The 17,110-nt window shown below is 38.2% G+C and carries 12 protein-coding genes and 1 pseudogene; 2 read left to right on the top strand and 11 right to left on the bottom strand.

Annotation, left to right across the window (positions count from 1 at the left end; all coding sequences use genetic code 11):
• Window positions 1–16: 16 nt before the first annotated feature.
• Entirely contained in the window at window positions 17–1,171 is a 1,155-nt protein-coding gene (locus CZ225_RS10050; RefSeq protein WP_077154018.1) for an acyltransferase family protein, read from the top strand.
• Between the two features lie 187 nt (window positions 1,172–1,358).
• Here the strand turns inward: CZ225_RS10050 and CZ225_RS10045 are convergent, their stop codons facing one another.
• The 4 genes from CZ225_RS10045 to CZ225_RS10030 all read right to left on the bottom strand — a co-directional run bounded on the left by CZ225_RS10045 (window position 1,359) and on the right by CZ225_RS10030 (window position 5,402).
• Window positions 1,359–2,537, bottom strand: a complete 1,179-nt coding sequence (locus CZ225_RS10045; RefSeq protein WP_077154017.1) for a cation:proton antiporter — start codon at window positions 2,535–2,537, stop codon at window positions 1,359–1,361.
• 139 nt (window positions 2,538–2,676) lie between these two features.
• The gene (lepA, locus tag CZ225_RS10040; protein ID WP_077154016.1) at window positions 2,677–4,458 is read right to left on the bottom strand and encodes a translation elongation factor 4; all 1,782 of its coding nucleotides are present in this window, start codon (window positions 4,456–4,458) and stop codon (window positions 2,677–2,679) included.
• A 128-nt stretch (window positions 4,459–4,586) separates the two neighbouring features.
• Window positions 4,587–4,787 carry a winged helix-turn-helix domain-containing protein gene (locus CZ225_RS10035; protein ID WP_077154015.1) on the bottom strand — a complete coding sequence of 67 codons (201 nt, stop codon included), beginning with the start codon at window positions 4,785–4,787 and terminating at the stop codon, window positions 4,587–4,589.
• Window positions 4,788–4,943: 156 nt separating this feature from the next.
• Window positions 4,944–5,402, bottom strand: a complete 459-nt coding sequence (locus CZ225_RS10030; protein ID WP_077154014.1) for a C-GCAxxG-C-C family protein — start codon at window positions 5,400–5,402, stop codon at window positions 4,944–4,946.
• Between the two features lie 801 nt (window positions 5,403–6,203).
• Between CZ225_RS10030 and CZ225_RS10020 the strand changes: the two are divergent.
• Window positions 6,204–6,326 (top strand): annotated as a pseudogene (locus CZ225_RS10020) (YjbQ family protein); the annotation flags it as partial.
• A gap of 7 nt (window positions 6,327–6,333) precedes the next feature.
• On the opposite strand, the gene CZ225_RS10015 reads toward CZ225_RS10020, so the two are convergent.
• From CZ225_RS10015 to CZ225_RS09985, 7 genes are all read right to left on the bottom strand, one after another.
• Complete coding sequence (locus CZ225_RS10015; RefSeq protein WP_077155786.1) at window positions 6,334–7,098, bottom strand: exodeoxyribonuclease III; 765 nt, start codon at window positions 7,096–7,098, stop codon at window positions 6,334–6,336.
• Between the two features lie 21 nt (window positions 7,099–7,119).
• Window positions 7,120–8,373, bottom strand: coding sequence for an Nramp family divalent metal transporter (locus tag CZ225_RS10010; RefSeq protein WP_077154013.1), 1,254 nt, complete (start codon window positions 8,371–8,373; stop codon window positions 7,120–7,122).
• A gap of 206 nt (window positions 8,374–8,579) precedes the next feature.
• Entirely contained in the window at window positions 8,580–8,825 is a 246-nt protein-coding gene (locus CZ225_RS10005; RefSeq protein ID WP_077154012.1) for a TIGR03905 family TSCPD domain-containing protein, read from the bottom strand.
• Between the two features lie 7 nt (window positions 8,826–8,832).
• Complete coding sequence (locus CZ225_RS10000; protein ID WP_077154011.1) at window positions 8,833–9,570, bottom strand: YebC/PmpR family DNA-binding transcriptional regulator; 738 nt, start codon at window positions 9,568–9,570, stop codon at window positions 8,833–8,835.
• A 35-nt stretch (window positions 9,571–9,605) separates the two neighbouring features.
• Window positions 9,606–12,068, bottom strand: a complete 2,463-nt coding sequence (pheT, locus tag CZ225_RS09995) for a phenylalanine--tRNA ligase subunit beta (RefSeq protein ID WP_077154010.1) — start codon at window positions 12,066–12,068, stop codon at window positions 9,606–9,608.
• Window positions 12,069–12,352: 284 nt separating this feature from the next.
• Window positions 12,353–15,592 (bottom strand): efflux RND transporter permease subunit, encoded by a 3,240-nt coding sequence (locus CZ225_RS09990; RefSeq protein WP_077154009.1) that lies wholly within the window; start codon window positions 15,590–15,592, stop codon window positions 12,353–12,355.
• A gap of 17 nt (window positions 15,593–15,609) precedes the next feature.
• Window positions 15,610–17,109 (bottom strand): TolC family protein, encoded by a 1,500-nt coding sequence (locus CZ225_RS09985; protein ID WP_077154008.1) that lies wholly within the window; start codon window positions 17,107–17,109, stop codon window positions 15,610–15,612.
• Window position 17,110: the final 1 nt, after the last annotated feature.

Raw genomic sequence — 17,110 nt, 5'->3', positions numbered from 1 at the left:
AAATAATAAATAACAGATGTCAAACATTTCTTCAGCAGCTTTTACAGACACCAAACCGCATTATGACCTTCTGGATGGACTTCGTGGTGTAGCTGCACTTATGGTCATATGGTACCATATATTTGAAGGCTATGCATTCGCTAGTGGCAGTGGTACTATTGAAGGCTTTAATCATGGATATTTAGCAGTAGATTTTTTCTTCATCCTTTCGGGCTTTGTTATCGGTTACGCATACGATGATCGCTGGGGGAAAAATTTTACAATGAAAGATTTCTTTAAACGCCGTTTGATACGTCTTCATCCTATGGTAGTGATGGGGGCTGTTCTAGGAGCTATTACATTCTATATTCAGGGTTGCGTGCAATGGGACGGAACACATATTGGCATATCAATGATCATGCTATCTCTCCTTTTTACCATATTTTTCATTCCTGCAATGCCTGGTGTAGGTTACGAAGTCCGTGGCAATGGTGAGATGTTTCCATTAAACGGTCCTTGTTGGTCATTGTTCTTTGAGTACATAGGAAATATTCTTTATGCCATATTTATTCGTCGCTTGTCAAACAAGGCACTGACTGCACTGGTAGTATTATTAGGGATAGCATTGGTACTATTCGCGATCTTCGATGTCTCAGGTTATGGAAACATAGGAGTAGGTTGGACTTTAGACGGTATAAACTTTGTAGGTGGACTATTGAGAATGCTTTTCCCGTTCTCTATGGGTATGCTCTTATCACGTAATTTCAAGCCTATCAAAGTAAGAGGTGCTTTTTGGATATGTACAATTATATTAATTCTTTTATTCGCAGTACCTTATTTAGAAGGTACAAATCCCATTTGTACAAACGGCATTTATGAAGCATTTTGCATTATCATAGCTTTCCCTATTCTTCTCTGGCTGGGAGCGTCGGGCACTACCACAGACAAAAAATCAACTAAGATATGCAAGTTCTTGGGAGACATATCATATCCAATCTATGTGATACATTATCCATTCATGTATTTATTCTATGCGTGGTTGATTAAAAATCAACTTTTCACCCTTGAAGAAACTTGGCAAGTTGCATTGTGCGTTTACGCATGGAATATATTATTAGCTTATCTATGCTTGAAACTATATGATGAACCAATAAGGAGATATCTGGCTAAACGCTTCTTAAACAAGAAATAATAAACTAAACGAGACTGAACTCATTTTTTGAAATGCACTTCAAAGTTAAATAGAAACTTTTGAGGTGCATTTTTTGTGAGACAGTCTCGTTTTCTCTTATTCATTTTTATACTTTCCTCTAAAGAATATTTCTTTAAACAAGATTACTCAACAATCGAAACAGCATTTATATTCGATGACAGATTTTTTAATTAGAATAACTCCTTAAAGCAAGTTTTTTCACCCAAAGAACGAATATTCCTGTCAAAATTAAATTGAGTACCAAAGTTAGAACTGAAATAACCAACGCTGGACCACCTAAATTATATCCTAAAGCGATAAATATAATCCCCGCTCCAACTTCACCACGAGTAAACATACCAATAGATAGCGCAAGTCTTTCACTTAATTTACGATCACGATAGAAGATCATCGGGCAAAGTTTTCCCATATTAGAAAGGAAGGATACGATCAGTACATGGAATAAAATCATTCCCCATGACATCATTTCCTGTGAACCAGTAACCGAATAGGTACCAGTATGTGTTTCTGCAAAGTTCACCCCGATAAAATGGGGCATACTCATTCCTACCAAAAACATAAAAAAGAAAGAAACTCCAGAAGATACTTTTCGCTCTACAGCGGTGTCATGTTCCCTATGCTTCATAATCATGCCCAACACGAATGCCGGCAGCAACACTTCAATATGAATACTTCCTTCTTCACCGTATAGTTGTTTACTACCAAGATAAAGCAACTGTGTAGCCAGAAAAATAAGTACCGAATAAAAGAGAATTGCCTTCCAGTCCTGACGCCAATCATATTTATTCAACTGTCTCCAACCAATTGCCAAAAGCCAAAATACAATCACTACTACAATAATCAACTGCCAACGCAATCCGATCATCATAATCTGAAGCGGAATCATTAAAATAATAGTATCCAAGTCATCAAAAATAGCCAGCACTTGAATTTTCTTATAAATCCAACTTGACTTTAACCCGATAGCAGCCAGCATAGTAAACAAAATACCTGCCGATGTAGGTGCAGCGAAACGGCTAAGCAATAGATTTTCTTTCCATGCCTCCCAACTATTCCAATATTCGGATGGAAGCAATACGAAAACGTAATAGATTGCAATCATGAACCAAGGCAAGGCCGCAGTAGCCATCGCTATAAAATAATCCTGCGCATAACTTTTCCAATGGGACTTGTCGAGAACAAACTCCCGACCTACATTAATCATTATAAAACTAAGACATACATAGAGTAGCACATTCGCTACCTGCTTGACGGTTCCATAACCATTACCTGCCAACATAGGCAGAAATTGTGAAATAACGAGTCCCAATATCAGGAAACCCGAAAAAGACAGAACTTTTCTCATATTTATAAATATATTTTTAATCTTAGTGATTGCCCGGGAAAGCTCTGTAGACAGAGAGCAATCACCTGGTATATAAAAAACTAACCGCAAAACGATTTGTTCAGAAAAAGACTCTGAAAAATCATCTTGCGGCAGTATCTTAATCCAGCTTCAGTACAGCGAGGAAAGCTTTTTGAGGCACCTCCACGTTACCGATTTGCTTCATTCGTTTCTTTCCTTTTTTCTGCTTTTCAAGCAACTTTCGCTTACGGCTTACGTCACCACCATAACATTTCGCCGTTACATCCTTACGAACTGCTTTTATCGTCTCACGTGCTATAATCTTAGCACCAATAGCCGCTTGAATAGCTATATCAAACTGCTGACGAGGAATCAACTCTTTCAACTTCTCACACATCCGGCGACCCATATCATACGCATTATCAAAATGGATCAATGTAGAAAGCGCATCCACTGGCTCACCATTCAACATGATATCCAATTTTACAAGTTTTGAAGGACGGAAACCATCCGGATGATAATCAAATGAAGCATATCCTTTTGAAATGCTCTTCAGTCGATCATAGAAATCAATAACGATTTCTCCCAAAGGCATATTATAAAATATCTCTACCCGATTGCCCGAAATATATTCTTGTTTGATCAACTCACCACGCTTACCCAAACAAAGCGTCATAATAGGACCGATATAATCGGTAGTCGTTATAATAGAAGCTTTGATATATGGTTCTTCAATATGATCAATTAAAGTCGGATCGGGCATACCTCCGGGATTGTGCACTTCCTTCACTTCTCCCTGTTTATCATAGATCATATAAGAAACGTTCGGAACCGTCGTGATCACATTCATATTGAACTCACGATCGAGACGTTCCTGCACAATTTCCATATGTAGTAATCCCAAGAAACCGCAACGGAAACCAAAACCTAACGCCAATGACGATTCCGGCTGGAAAGTTAAAGAAGCGTCATTCAATTGTAATTTCTCTAACGAAGCACGCAAGTCTTCGAACTCTTCGGCTTCAATCGGATATACCCCGGCAAATACCATAGGCTTCACTTCTTCAAAGCCTGCAATAGCTTTACTGCAAGGACGAGCTACATGTGTAATAGTATCTCCTACTTTTACTTCCTTCGAAGTCTTGATTCCGGAAATGATATACCCTACATCGCCTGTACGAAGCTCTTTACGTGGAACCATCTCCATCTTCAGTACTCCTACTTCATCTGCCACATACTCCTTACCAGTATTGAAAAACTTCACTTTGTCCCCCGCACGGATTACTCCGTTCTCAATTTTGAAATAGGCAATAATCCCACGGAAAGAATTAAATACAGAGTCAAAAATCAATGCTTGCAACGGAGCCTCTTCATCTCCTTCAGGATGAGGAATACGTTCGATTACGGCCGTCAGGATTTCTTCAACCCCCATCCCCGTCTTTCCAGATGCACGGATAATCTCTTCCCGCTTACATCCCAGCAGTTCGACTATTTCGTCTTCCACTTCTTCGGGCATGGCACTTGCCATATCGCATTTATTAATAATAGGAATAATTTCAAGATCATGTTCTATAGCCATATACAGGTTAGAGATAGTCTGTGCCTGTACACCTTGCGAAGCATCTACAATCAGTAACGCACCTTCACAAGCTGCGATGGAACGAGATACTTCATACGAAAAGTCCACATGTCCCGGAGTGTCAATCAGATTAAGGATATACTTTTCACCTTTATAGGTATATTCCATTTGAATAGCATGGCTCTTAATCGTAATACCTCTTTCTTTCTCCAAGTCCATATCATCAAGCATCTGCCCGGTTGTTACCTGAATTGTATTGGTAAATTCCAGCAAGCGGTCTGCTAATGTCGATTTACCATGGTCTATATGAGCAATAATGCAAAAGTTTCGTATTTTCTTCATACGGAATTCTAATTTATTTTATTTTTTCGGTGTGCAAAGATACGTAAATGGTAGAATAAAAAAAAATGCGTTGATAACATTATAATAATGTACCAACGCATTTTTTATTGCATAAGTGAGATACTCGCTTAGATCAATTTGATGAAAAGTTCACCTTCAACTTCCTCTACAGAAAGTTTGTCTTCTCTTAATAACCAGCCTAGGCCAAGGAACAAGTCTTTATCAACCAATTTCGTTGCCTTTTTCAACTGTTTGGCAGTCATTCCTTCAGTTCCATTCAGTGCATTCCAGATATTACCTGCAATTTCACCTGCTTTTTCTTTCAACATTTGCTTTGAAAATTTTAGTTATACATGCTATTAAATCAACAGTTCCAAAGAACTATCAGATTTTATATTGGCTGCAAAGGTAGTTATTTTTATGTTATATAACACTTTATCTACTGTTTTTTTATTATTTTTGTAATAAAAAAAGCTTTTCTATCCTTATTTTGGGTGTTTTTCAAGGTACTCTACCCAAATTCTGGCAGCTTCTTCTACCATTTTTGCGCATGGACGTTTGGTGTAGTATTGAGTAGTACGTTCTTCAGGAGTAGATACAATAGGTTCTTTCTTTTTCAATCCTAACAACTCTCCACAAATTAATGAACCATTACGTTTCTTAAATTCAGCTGCTAACTCCTGTACTACAGCATAATTTGCCGCTTTTCCTTCACGATCTGTTGCTTCCGTAGCACCTGTTTCCAATCCAGCCACCAAAAATAGCCCGCAAGCAGCTCCACAGGTTTCCCTCATTCTTCCGATCCCTCCACCAAAAGAAGCAGCCATACGTAACGCTTGTTCCTGAGTAAAACCATACATATCAGCAAAAGCAGCTACCACAGATTGCGAACAATTATACCCACTTTTAAAAAGCTCCACAGCCTTTTGTATTCTATCTTCCATTTCTATTTTTTTTATTTTTATGCAAAGGTATAAAAAAGTATCTTTGTAGCAGTTTTATAAGAGCCTGTTTAAATTTTCTTCAATAATAATTTTATAGCTGATATTTTCACCATTTCCTCTGCAGAATCGAATGTGAGTTCATAGTTCCTGCAGAGCCTCCTGTCATTGTCTATCCACGAGAATGTCCTTTCTACAATCCATCTTTTGTGAATCGGTCTGAATCCTTGTTCTTAATACTCTCATTAACAGAAAAGCATATTGGCTATTAAGAATAAGAAAGCCATTCTTGTCAACAACAATATGCCGTTTTGATACCTTTCACTTTTTTATTGCCGTCAACTCCATTCAGAGATTGATTGTTGCCTCATTTAACACTTTGACTATCTATTATACCAACACCAGGTTCCATGTTTTGATTCCGTTCTACCCGTACATGACCGCGTAACTTTTCAAGAAACAACACTATTGTTAAATATTGCCACTCGGTTTCCGTCAAGTCTGTCTGATACATCTTTATTATAAGTTTGGTCACTTCAAATAAAGTATTTATTAAACAGAGGCGGAAAATTTCTTAACTTTTTATTTCAAACATTTTTAAACAGGCTCTTTGTTATTCTACAATAAAGTTTTATCTTTGTAGTACTGGAAACTTGTATGACACCCGGGTCTCGTACTGTACGACACCCGGGTGTCGTCATGTTCAACACCCGGGTCTTGGTATGTTCGACACCCGGGTGTCGAACAAGATTGGAATACTAACAAAAAAAGAAAGGAGTATAAGATTATGGGAGTTCCTTATGTAGTGCGAAAGTCACTATACCTATCAAAAATCATCGGCTAAACTTGGGAATATGGCAAGGTGTCTACCTCTGCGAATTTCGCAATGGAGGAGACACCCGCAAATTAAGTATTACTAACTTATAATTTCTATTCAGCGTTCTATTTCAAGCGTCATCGGGCAATGGTCAGAATGTACTGCTCCATTCAAAATACACGCACTTTTCAACATCGCACCTACCGGCTCACTAACCATGCAATAGTCAATTCTCCAACCTTTATTCTTGGCACGTGAATTAAAGCGGTAACTCCACCAAGTATACTCCTGTTTTTCAGGATAAAGTAAACGGAAAGAGTCTATAAAACCTGTTGAAAGAAAACGTGTCATCCACTCCCGTTCCTCAGGGAGGAAACCGCTATTAGTTGCATTTCGAATTGGATCATGAATATCAATTGGTTCGTGACAAATATTATAATCACCGCAAAGAATCAAGTTGGGGCGGGATTTCTGTAATTCCAATACATACTTTTGAAAGTCTTCCAGCCAAGCCATTTTGAAAGCTTGCCGTTCGTCCCCACTTGTTCCTGAAGGATGATAAACACTAACTACTGACAAATCTCCAAAATCCGCACGGATAAAACGTCCCTCGTTATCATAAGCCTCGATTCCCATACCATATTCAACATGATCCGGCTCCTGCTTTGTAAGAATAGCTACACCACTATATCCTTTTTTCTGTGCGGAATACAAATAAGATTTATATCCTAACGCTTCAAAAACCTCATTCGGATACTGGTCCGGCTGTAATTTTGTCTCTTGTAGACAAATAACATCTGGCTTCTCTTCTGCCAACCATTCCGGTAAACCTTTGGAAACAGCAGCACGAAGCCCGTTCACATTATACGTAATAATCTTCATCATCTTTTATTTATGTCCGTTTTATGAAAATAATAGCATGATATTCAATATCGTTACAATTACCGCAATAGTATAAAGCACAAAAGTACTCCAACGACTATTCACATAATTTCCCATTACTTTTCGGGAAGATGTCAATCCAACCTGTAAAAATACGGTAAAAGGTAATTGTATACTAAGCACCATTTGCGAAATGATCAATCCTTTGAAGGGGTCTCCAATAAAGAAAATCAACAGCAAAGCAATCCCCAAAGATAAAAGAACTCCCACTTGTGAGTGACTGTCTTTGATATGATAAGATTCACCAAAAATACCGGCAAAAATAGATCCTGCCGCCATTCCACTTGTTATAGTGGACGAGATACCTGCCATCAAAAGAGCTAATGCAAACACAACCGCGGCATTACTACCTAATAATGGTTCAAGTAAAGATTTAGCCTGTTGCAATTCTTCCACCTGAATGCCACTTTTAAAGAAAGTTGCAGCCGCTAATAAAATCATAGCACTATTAATGGCCCAGCCCACTATCATCGAAAAGAGTGTGTCGAATAGTTCATATTTCAGTACCTTTTTAATAGAAGAATCATCCTGCTTATTATATTCATGACTTTGTATTACTTCCGAATGCAAGAAAAGATTATGAGGCATGACCACAGCTCCCAACACACTCATGATAATCAACATACTTCCTTTTGGAAAAGACGGAGTTACCCAACCCTCCATTGCCATCGGCCAGTCTATCTTTACTAAAAACAGTTCATAAATAAACGATAGTCCGATCACAGAAACAAATGCTATAATCGAACGTTCGATCTTTTTATAAGAGTTTGTAAAGAGCATAATAGAAACAAACAGAGTGGTTAATATCGCTCCCCAAATAATTGGAATATCAAAGAGCATTTCAAGAGCGATAGCCCCTCCCAAAATCTCAGCCAATGAGGTAGATATAGATGCTAGTACCGCAGTACCAAGTATCGGACGAGATACCCATTTAGGGGTATATTTAGTTGCTGCTTCCGAAAGACAAAGTCCGGTAACAATACCCAAGTGAGCTACATTATGCTGAAGAATAATCAACATGATAGTAGATAAAGTTACCACCCAAAGCAACGAATAACCAAATTCAGAACCTGCGGCAAAGTTAGAAGCCCAATTACCCGGATCAATAAATCCTACAGTGACCAAAAGTCCGGGACCGATATATTTAAAAAGATCCAATCCACCCAAATATCGTTTATGGTCTTTGCGTTTTAAGTCTCGAAAAATATCTTTCATTATTGCATAATAGTTTATTGAATACAAATGTACTTATAAATAACGAGTAAGAATCACTTTTGGTTCAAAATACCTACAAATAAGCAATGGACAACAAACAAAAAAGTACGGATTACACAAAGGACACGGTTCTTATATTAACTAAGACCGTAGAATTCTGTGTAATCCGTACCTAAAATATTCTTAAACAGGGGACAAACAGTCAATCAATATCCCATCTCATGCAATGCATGACACAATTGATCGGGACACGAAGTTGTTTTACTGCCACAACGTACCCCCTCCAGTTTCTGAATAACCTCCTCAACTTTCATACCTCTTATCAGTCGGGAAATTCCCTGAAGATTGCCGTTACATCCACCCCAAAAGGTTACCTCTTTCACAATACCATCTTCTACATTCAGTTCGATGCTTGTGCTGCAAGTACCTTTTGTTTTATATACATATTCCATAACCTGTTTATTCTTCTCCTTCTTCCGGACGCATATTAGTATAAACAGTTTGTACGTCATCAAATTCTTCCAGACGTTCCACCATTTTATCCAAAGTCTCTCGTTGTTCGGGAGTTACGTCCTTCAAGTCATTCGGAATATAAGTAAAATCTCCACCGACATCTTCGAAACCACTTTCCTCCAGGTGTTTCTGAATAGCAGCATAGCTTTTAGGATCTCCGTAAATAGTAATTGTTCCTTCTTCTTCATCTTCTTCGTACTCATCTTCCACATCATAATCAATCAGATCAAGAATTAGCTCTTCCATGTCCAATCCATCCTTCTTTTTGAAAGTAAACATACATTTATGATCGAACAAAAATGCCAAAGATCCCATCGTACCTAAATTACCGCCAAACTTATTGAAAACAGAACGAACATCAGCTACCGTACGTGTAGCATTATCGGTCAATGTATCCACAAATACGGCAACTCCATGAGGACCATATCCTTCATAAGTCATACCCTTGTAGTCACTCTGATCTTTACCCATTGCGTTCTTAATAGCACGATCGATATTATCTTTCGGCATATTCTCACGTTTTGCATTCGCGATAATTGCACGCAGAGTAGGATTGTTTTCCGGTTCCGGACCACCAGCTTTTACAGCAATAGCAATCTGTTTACCTATTTTTGTAAATGTACGAGCCATATGGCCCCATCTTTTCAGCTTAGCGGCTTTTCTATATTCAAATGCTCTTCCCATTGGTTTATATTTTTATTATATGATTTATTTTAGTATTATCTTAATTTTGCATTCAGTTTATCTTCCAGATTTTTCACCAGTTTCGACATAATCTTATCGATCATCTTGTCGTTCAAAGTCTGGCTTTCATCTTGAAGTAAGAAGCTGACTGCATACGATTTCTTTCCAGCTTCCAGATTCTTACCTTCATATACGTCAAAGAGTTCTACTTCTTTCAACAGCTTCTTCTCTGTCTCATAAGCAATCTTTTCGATTTCAACAAACTGTATGTTCTTGTCAATTAACAATGCCAGATCACGTTTCACAGCTGGGAATTTAGAGATCTCTTTATAGCTGACTTTCACCGAACGGATCGCCTTCAATAATTCACTCCAATTCAGATCAGCATAATACACTTCATTATCAACATCAAATACTTTCAACAATTTCTTAGTAATGATACCGAAAGAAGCAAGACGTTTTCCCCCTTTGGTATTTACAGAAAGTGCAGTAGCATAAATATCGTCTGTCAAATTACCGACTACCAAATTGTGTAAATCTAATCCCAAACGTTTCAGTATATTTTCAACATAAGCTTTCAACTCAAATACAGATGAATTTTCATCTGGATGTACCCATGAATTTGAAATCTTCTTTCCTGTAACCCATAATCCCAAATGATAATCTTCTGAATACGCAGCTAATACTTTTTCCGGATTCCTCTTGTCCGCATCGAAATGATAACAATTACCAAATTCAAAGAATTTCAAATCAGCATTCTTACGATTAGCATTATGAGCAATACTTTCCAATCCACCAAATAATAATGTTTGACGCATACCATTCAGATCTGCACTCAACGGGTTCATCAACATGACCAGATGATTGGAAGGATAAGTTTCCAGTCCATCATAATAGGCAGCACGAGTCAGCGAATTATTCAATATTTCATTAAATCCGCATCCAACTAACTGTTCAGCAATCAGGTTCTGCAATTTATTTGACTTATCATGCTCTCCTTTTGTGGTAAGGCTAGACTTCAATGTAGTTGGAATCTCTACATTATTATATCCGTAAATACGAAGAATGTCTTCTATCACGTCGCAATCACGTTGTACATCCACACGATAAGGAGGCACAGCCAAAGTTAGTCCTTCAGCTGTTTCATTGATTATTTTCATTTCCAAGCTAGTCACAATACTTTTAATTGTCTCTACCGGAATCACTTTACCAACCAATGTATGTACTTTTTCATAAGCAAGTTCTACTACAAAGTCCTGAGCAGGAGCAGCACATACATCTTTAATTTCAGAAGAAATTGTACCACCGGCTAACTCTTTTACCATCAAAGCAGCTAACTTCAAACAGTAGATAAGACTATTCGGATCAATGCCACGTTCAAAACGGAAAGACGCATCTGTATTTAATCCATGACGACGAGCTGTTTTGCGCACCCATGTTGGATGAAAATAAGCACTTTCAATAAATACGTCAGTAGTTGTTTCTGTAGAACCAGAATCAAGCCCACCGAAAACACCGGCTATGCACATGGCTTCTTCCTTATTACAGATCATCAAATCACATTCGTTCAGCTTACGTTCTACTCCGTCCAATGTTACGAATGAAGTACCTTCAGGCATTGTCTTTACAATGACTTCATTACCTTTAATCTTTCCTGCGTCAAAACAGTGTAATGGTTGGCCAAAAGCATGAACAATATAATTAGTAATATCTACCACATTATTAATAGGACGCAGACCAATAAGGCGGAGTTTATTTTGCAACCATTCCGGACTTTCCTTTACTGTCACACCTTTCACAGTCACTCCTGCATAATGAGGACATGCTTCACTATTCTCTACTTTCACCTCAATATCCAAGTCATGGTTATCCACTTTGAAGGCATCTACCGACGGACGTTGCAACGTAGCTTGTTTACCATTCTGAACAAGAAAAGCATACAAGTCACGAGCTACACCATAATGTGAACACGCATCAGCACGATTGGGAGTAATATCTACTTCAAGTATATAATCACTTTTAATATTATAATAATCCTTAGCAAGTGTACCCGGAATAACATCAGCTGGCAATACAATAATTCCTGCGTGATCGGTTCCAATACCAATCTCATCTTCCGCACAGATCATACCAATAGATTCTACACCACGGATTTTTGATTTCTTAATCGTAAAACATTCATCACCATCATAGAGCTTTGTGCCTAAAGTAGCAACTACGACTTTCTGTCCGGCAGCAACATTGGGAGCCCCGCAAACAATCTGAACCGGTTCACCGTCTCCCAGATTAACAGTAGTGACGTGCAAATGATCCGAATTAGGATGTTCAACACATGTCAACACTTCACCGATCACTAGTCCTTCCAAACCACCTTTAATAGTTTGTACTTCTTCCACCCCACCTGTTTCCAAGCCGATAGAAGTAAGTGCAGCAGCCGTTTCATCAGGCGTCAGGTCGAAATTGACATACTCTTTCAGCCAGTTATAAGAGATATTCATATAATTAAGTTTTTATTGTTTCTCAAAAAGATTCGCAAAGTTAATAAGATTTTTTGGTTGGTAGTGAAGGATTTGAAAGAAAATTGCAAAAGAGAGTTATCCTATGCCATACTTCTAACACATAACACAACCAAATACTCAGATATGTAAAGACAGTCATTTTTTCATAACACATAAATATATACATCAAACAATAACCTAAATTTCAATTTGTCATCAATTAAAGTATATATACCCATTATTACAAACCAATCTGTTTAAAACTATTTGAATAAGTTATACCTTCATCTTCTATTTATAATATCTTTCTTTTTTAACGCAAGTACCGGCAACAAGATGAAAACACCAATCATTGACATAATCAATCCTCCGATCGTTCCCGCCGCCAGCGGAAACCAAAATCCCTCTTTTTCAGTCCCTACCATAAAAGGAATAAATCCTAGAATAGTAGAAATAACTGTCAGAAAAATAGGGATAATTTTAATATTCCAAGCCTTCACATAGGCACGAAGTGAAGAAAGATGTGGGAAACGTCGTCGCAGTGCATTATACTCATTCAAAATATAAATACTCGCATTCACCGTAATACCGCAAAGCAACACAAATGAAGCAAAACCTCCCTGGTCAAAATTCAACTTAAACCAATAAAAAGTGAGGAACACCCCAATATAAGAAACCGGAATCACAAAAATAATGGCTAAGGGTTGTTTCAATGAATTAAACAAAATACTGGTAATCATAAAAATAATGGCAACCACAATTAGTAATAAACGGTATTGCTTATTTACCCCACTCGATCCCCAAGACCAATTTGGTCTTTCTGACTTAGCAGAATACCCCATGGGAAGAATTTCTTTAAATTCCTCCAAATCTTTATCTAATATTCTGTATCCTTGCTCAGAAGCACCAATATATTCATATTGCAGGCACAAACGATATTGTTGGTTCTCTTTGGCCACTTCCTGCGGCATCTGCCCTTTCTCAACCCTTGCCAGGTCAGATAATTTATAATCCCGGCGTCCGGCACGAACCGGAAAATATTGCATCGCCCAAACATCTCGCTCTTCTGACTGACGAGAAGATAATTTGATTTTTTCTACTCCATCTTGTGTCAAGACCGAGCCAATCTCCATATTACGACCATAAAGAGGACGAATAGCTGCAAAAAGAGTCTGAGCATTTACTCCTTCTTCTGCCATTCTCTTTTTATCCAAGTCAAAATAGAACTCCTTATAGTCGTCTTTCCAATTAGAAAATGCAGAACCAATAGTGACTTCCTTTATACGGCGGTGGGATAATAATTTTTCTTTCATTTTTTCTGCCCAAAAGTAAAGTTCGTCATAATTATAACCATACATTTTTATTCGGAATGAACCGGCATTTTCACGTACATCATTACTAAAGCCCTGATCTTGGAGACCATACACATTCCAGCTACCACCTCCCAATTGGAGTGCTTTACTGATGATATTCGCTTTCAATGTATAAGGAAAACCACTATGTTGATGTTCCTTCGTAAAATTAATACTGATAGAAGCCCGCCGGGCATTATGTACAGAGGTATGAAACTGCTTAATTTCATTAAAATTACTCAGATAAGCTTCCATACGCTTTATCAATGTATTCATTTGTTCTAATGTACTTCCATTTGGCAAAGTTGCATTAGCATATAGCACCACCTCATCATTGCGGGTAAAGTAACTACCTTCATATACTTTCTGAACAAACAGCCGTAAGCTGCCACCCAATACTTTATCTACTATAGGTTTCACCTTCTCCTTATAAGTGGGTGTTCCTATCGTCCGATTGTAGATATCAGCCACCTTATCTTCTCCTTTCATGCGTTCGGGAAGCAAAAATACCGGAAATCCGAACGCAAACAAAAGCAACAGACAGACTGCAACGCGCCAACGGCAAAGAATCCGTATCAGCCACATATAAAAACGGGAGAAATAAACAGGTATCCGTTTCATTATCTGTCTGAGACTTCGTAACCAGTTACGGTTCATTAATCTCTGCCATCTGCCCCCGATCTCTTTTTTTCTACCTTTTCTTTTCAGCCCAATCTTCTCTATTAAAGAAGGAACAAAGAATAAAGCGATTAATAAAGATACCCCCAGATTAATAATAACCACTGCTGCAAAATCCTGTAGATTCAGACGTATTTTTTCATCAAGAAAGAAGATAACCACTAAAGCACCCATAGTAGTTAGCGTAGCAGCCAACACAGACAAGAAAGCTTTTAAATTCCTGTGTCTTAGATAATGGTCACTCATCACAATCGTATTGTCAATCACCAAGTTCAAAGAAATGGTGATACCTGCCAGCGAATAAAGTTGCATCTCCAACCCGAACAGATAATAGAAAATTACAGCGATTGCCATATTAACAGTCAGACTTACAACGATCAGAAACAAATATTTAGGTCGCCAAGTAATCAACAGTACAAAAAAGAGAAGAATAAGCACCGTCATTCCAGTACGCAAATAAATTTTACTCAATTCTTCCTTAATATATTCCGTTGCATTATAACTCATGTGTATCTCATACCCGGCGGGAAGAAATTCATGAATCTCTTCCATAACCGCCTCTACCTGTTTACTCAATTCCAACTGGTTAGCCGTCTCTTCAGCCACCAATGATAAATAAATAGAATTCAGTCCGTTAATACGATAGTAACTTTGTGGTTCTTCTTCTTCACGTGTGACTTTTACCAGTTCATTCAAACCAATCATCTTACCATCTTTAATCGCTATCGAAATATCCGCAGGATCAAAGAGCCGGTTACCTTTTTCCGGAACTAATGCCAAACGAATCCATTCTTTTCCTCCACCAACATGTTCAACATCCGAGGTACCCATAAATTCTTTTCGATAATGCAAACTGACCGCCTGTCGAATATCATCTACCGACACTCCCAAACTACGTAATTGCTCACTATCATACTCCAACCTCCATTCCATAGGAGTAGCTCCATTAAGATTCACTTTATAGACACCGGCTATCTGCGATAATCTCGGTTTTATATGCTCATCTGCATACTGCTGGATAAGAATCGGTGTAGAAGGCGCATTAATAGTGAACGAGATAAAAGGTCCCTGGCTCCTCTCTCCCACACCACTCATCTGAATAGTAGGATAGTTTACCTCTTTAGGTAATTCAGGCCAAGTCTGGCGAATAATAGTGGACGCCTCAAAACGCGCCATTTCTACATTAGTATGTTTATCTAGCCCCACATTCACTCTTCCCCACCCGTTTCCAGAAGTAGAAGATATACTTTTTACCCCTCTGACCCGAGCAAGCATCGCTTCTAGTTTACTGGTAGCTTCCATTTCCACTACACGAGAGGAAGCTCCGGACATATTGAACGATACGGAGAAACCGGGTGAAGTTCGTGAAGGGTTCAGCTTCACCGGAAGCAACGGAATAAGCGTAAGCCCAACCAATGCCACACAAATAAAAGCAACAATCAGAGTAAAAGCAGATACTTTCAGGCCATTATGTTTCTCCGGTAACTTCTTCATTCTTAATTCTTCATTGTTTATTTAACTATATTTCCCCCATTAAAATCAAATCGGTCGGAAAGTGAAACCCCGGTAGCAAAATCAAACAAAGTAAGTCGCCGGATCTTATAATAATTCATCCAATACTCCTGCAATGCAGAAATGTAATTACGTTGTGCCTGTTGCTGACGGTTTTGCGAAAGAGTCAGACTGTTAATATCCGCCTTTCCAATTATGAAACGCTGGCGAGTCTGATCATATGCCAATACCGCCAAATCTAATGCCTCTTCTGCACTGCTAATCAGTTGTTCCTGAATATTGAAATCATTCACAGTCATGATAACTTCCTCTTCAATACTGATCTCATTCTGACGGGAAGAGATTTTCACAACATTCAGATTATTCTGTGCCATATTAAATTTTCCTTTTCTCACTCCCCAGTCAATCAAAGGAATAGAAACACTTACAGACACCAGATCTTGTTGCATGGGCTTATAATATACATCACCAAAAGTTTCCGCTACTTGATTAAAACCGATACTAGCATTGACACTTGCATTAAAACGTGATTCCTTTTTAGTCTTATCCACACTTCGTTCTGCTTCCAAAATATTCTGTTTCAGTTCCAGCAGTTGCGGATTATTACTTCTTCCCCATTGCAACGCTAAATCTACAGGAATCTGCAAATCATTAAGATGAGATGGAAGTTCCAATTTAATTTGCGTATTTTTATCCAGATTCAAAAAAGAAGCTAATGCAAACATGGCACGTTTCAGGTCGATCGCTTTATTTTTCAATGAATTTTCTGCATTCACGCGATCAAGTTTCAAAGTTAGCAAATCAGCCTGAGAAATAGCCGCAATCTTATACCGTTGTTCACCAATGCGATAAAGAGTATCGCTGGAAACCATATTTTCTTTTGCCAGGTCATATTCAGCCTGTGCCATTGCTAAAGAAAAGAAATAAGAGGTAGCTTTCTCAGATACTTTCTCCACATTATAGAGAAACTCTTTTTTCACACGTTCATATTTCAACGGTTCAATCTTACGTTCCCATTTAAAGGCATTATACCCCAGCAAGCTTTGTGAATATCCAATTCGGATAGGAACACTGGTAAATTGGGTCGTCTTACTATCTCCGAAGTTACGCATATACGTCAAGTTCGATTCCAGATAAAAAGTACCGCCCGTCAAATCAAAATTCTGTTTCACAGATAGACCACCGTAAGCATAATAAGATTGTTGAGTACGATATACGTCAAGATTAGATTGCGAATCATAACGTTTCGTTATATCCCGGTTATATTGGGCAGGAGTCAGATTCATTGTCAGACTCGGTAAGCGGTTCGCTTGGTAAGTACGGTATTCCCAATAACCGGAAAAATACATATTTTGAGTGCGAAAGGCTTCCAGTGAACTGTCATTTGCCAGTTCAATCGTACGGTTCAGGTCCAACACAACTGATTGTTGTGCATCTACAGTAACAAATGGAGTACAAAAGAAGACTGCAGCTATCAGGTAATTATATATTTTCTTCATG

It is taken from the genome of Bacteroides bouchesdurhonensis (assembly GCF_900155865.1).
GTDB classification, from domain to species: Bacteria; Bacteroidota; Bacteroidia; order Bacteroidales; family Bacteroidaceae; genus Bacteroides; species Bacteroides bouchesdurhonensis.
Note: the sequence above shows the minus strand (reverse complement) of the source record. Positions and strands in the feature narration are given on the sequence as shown.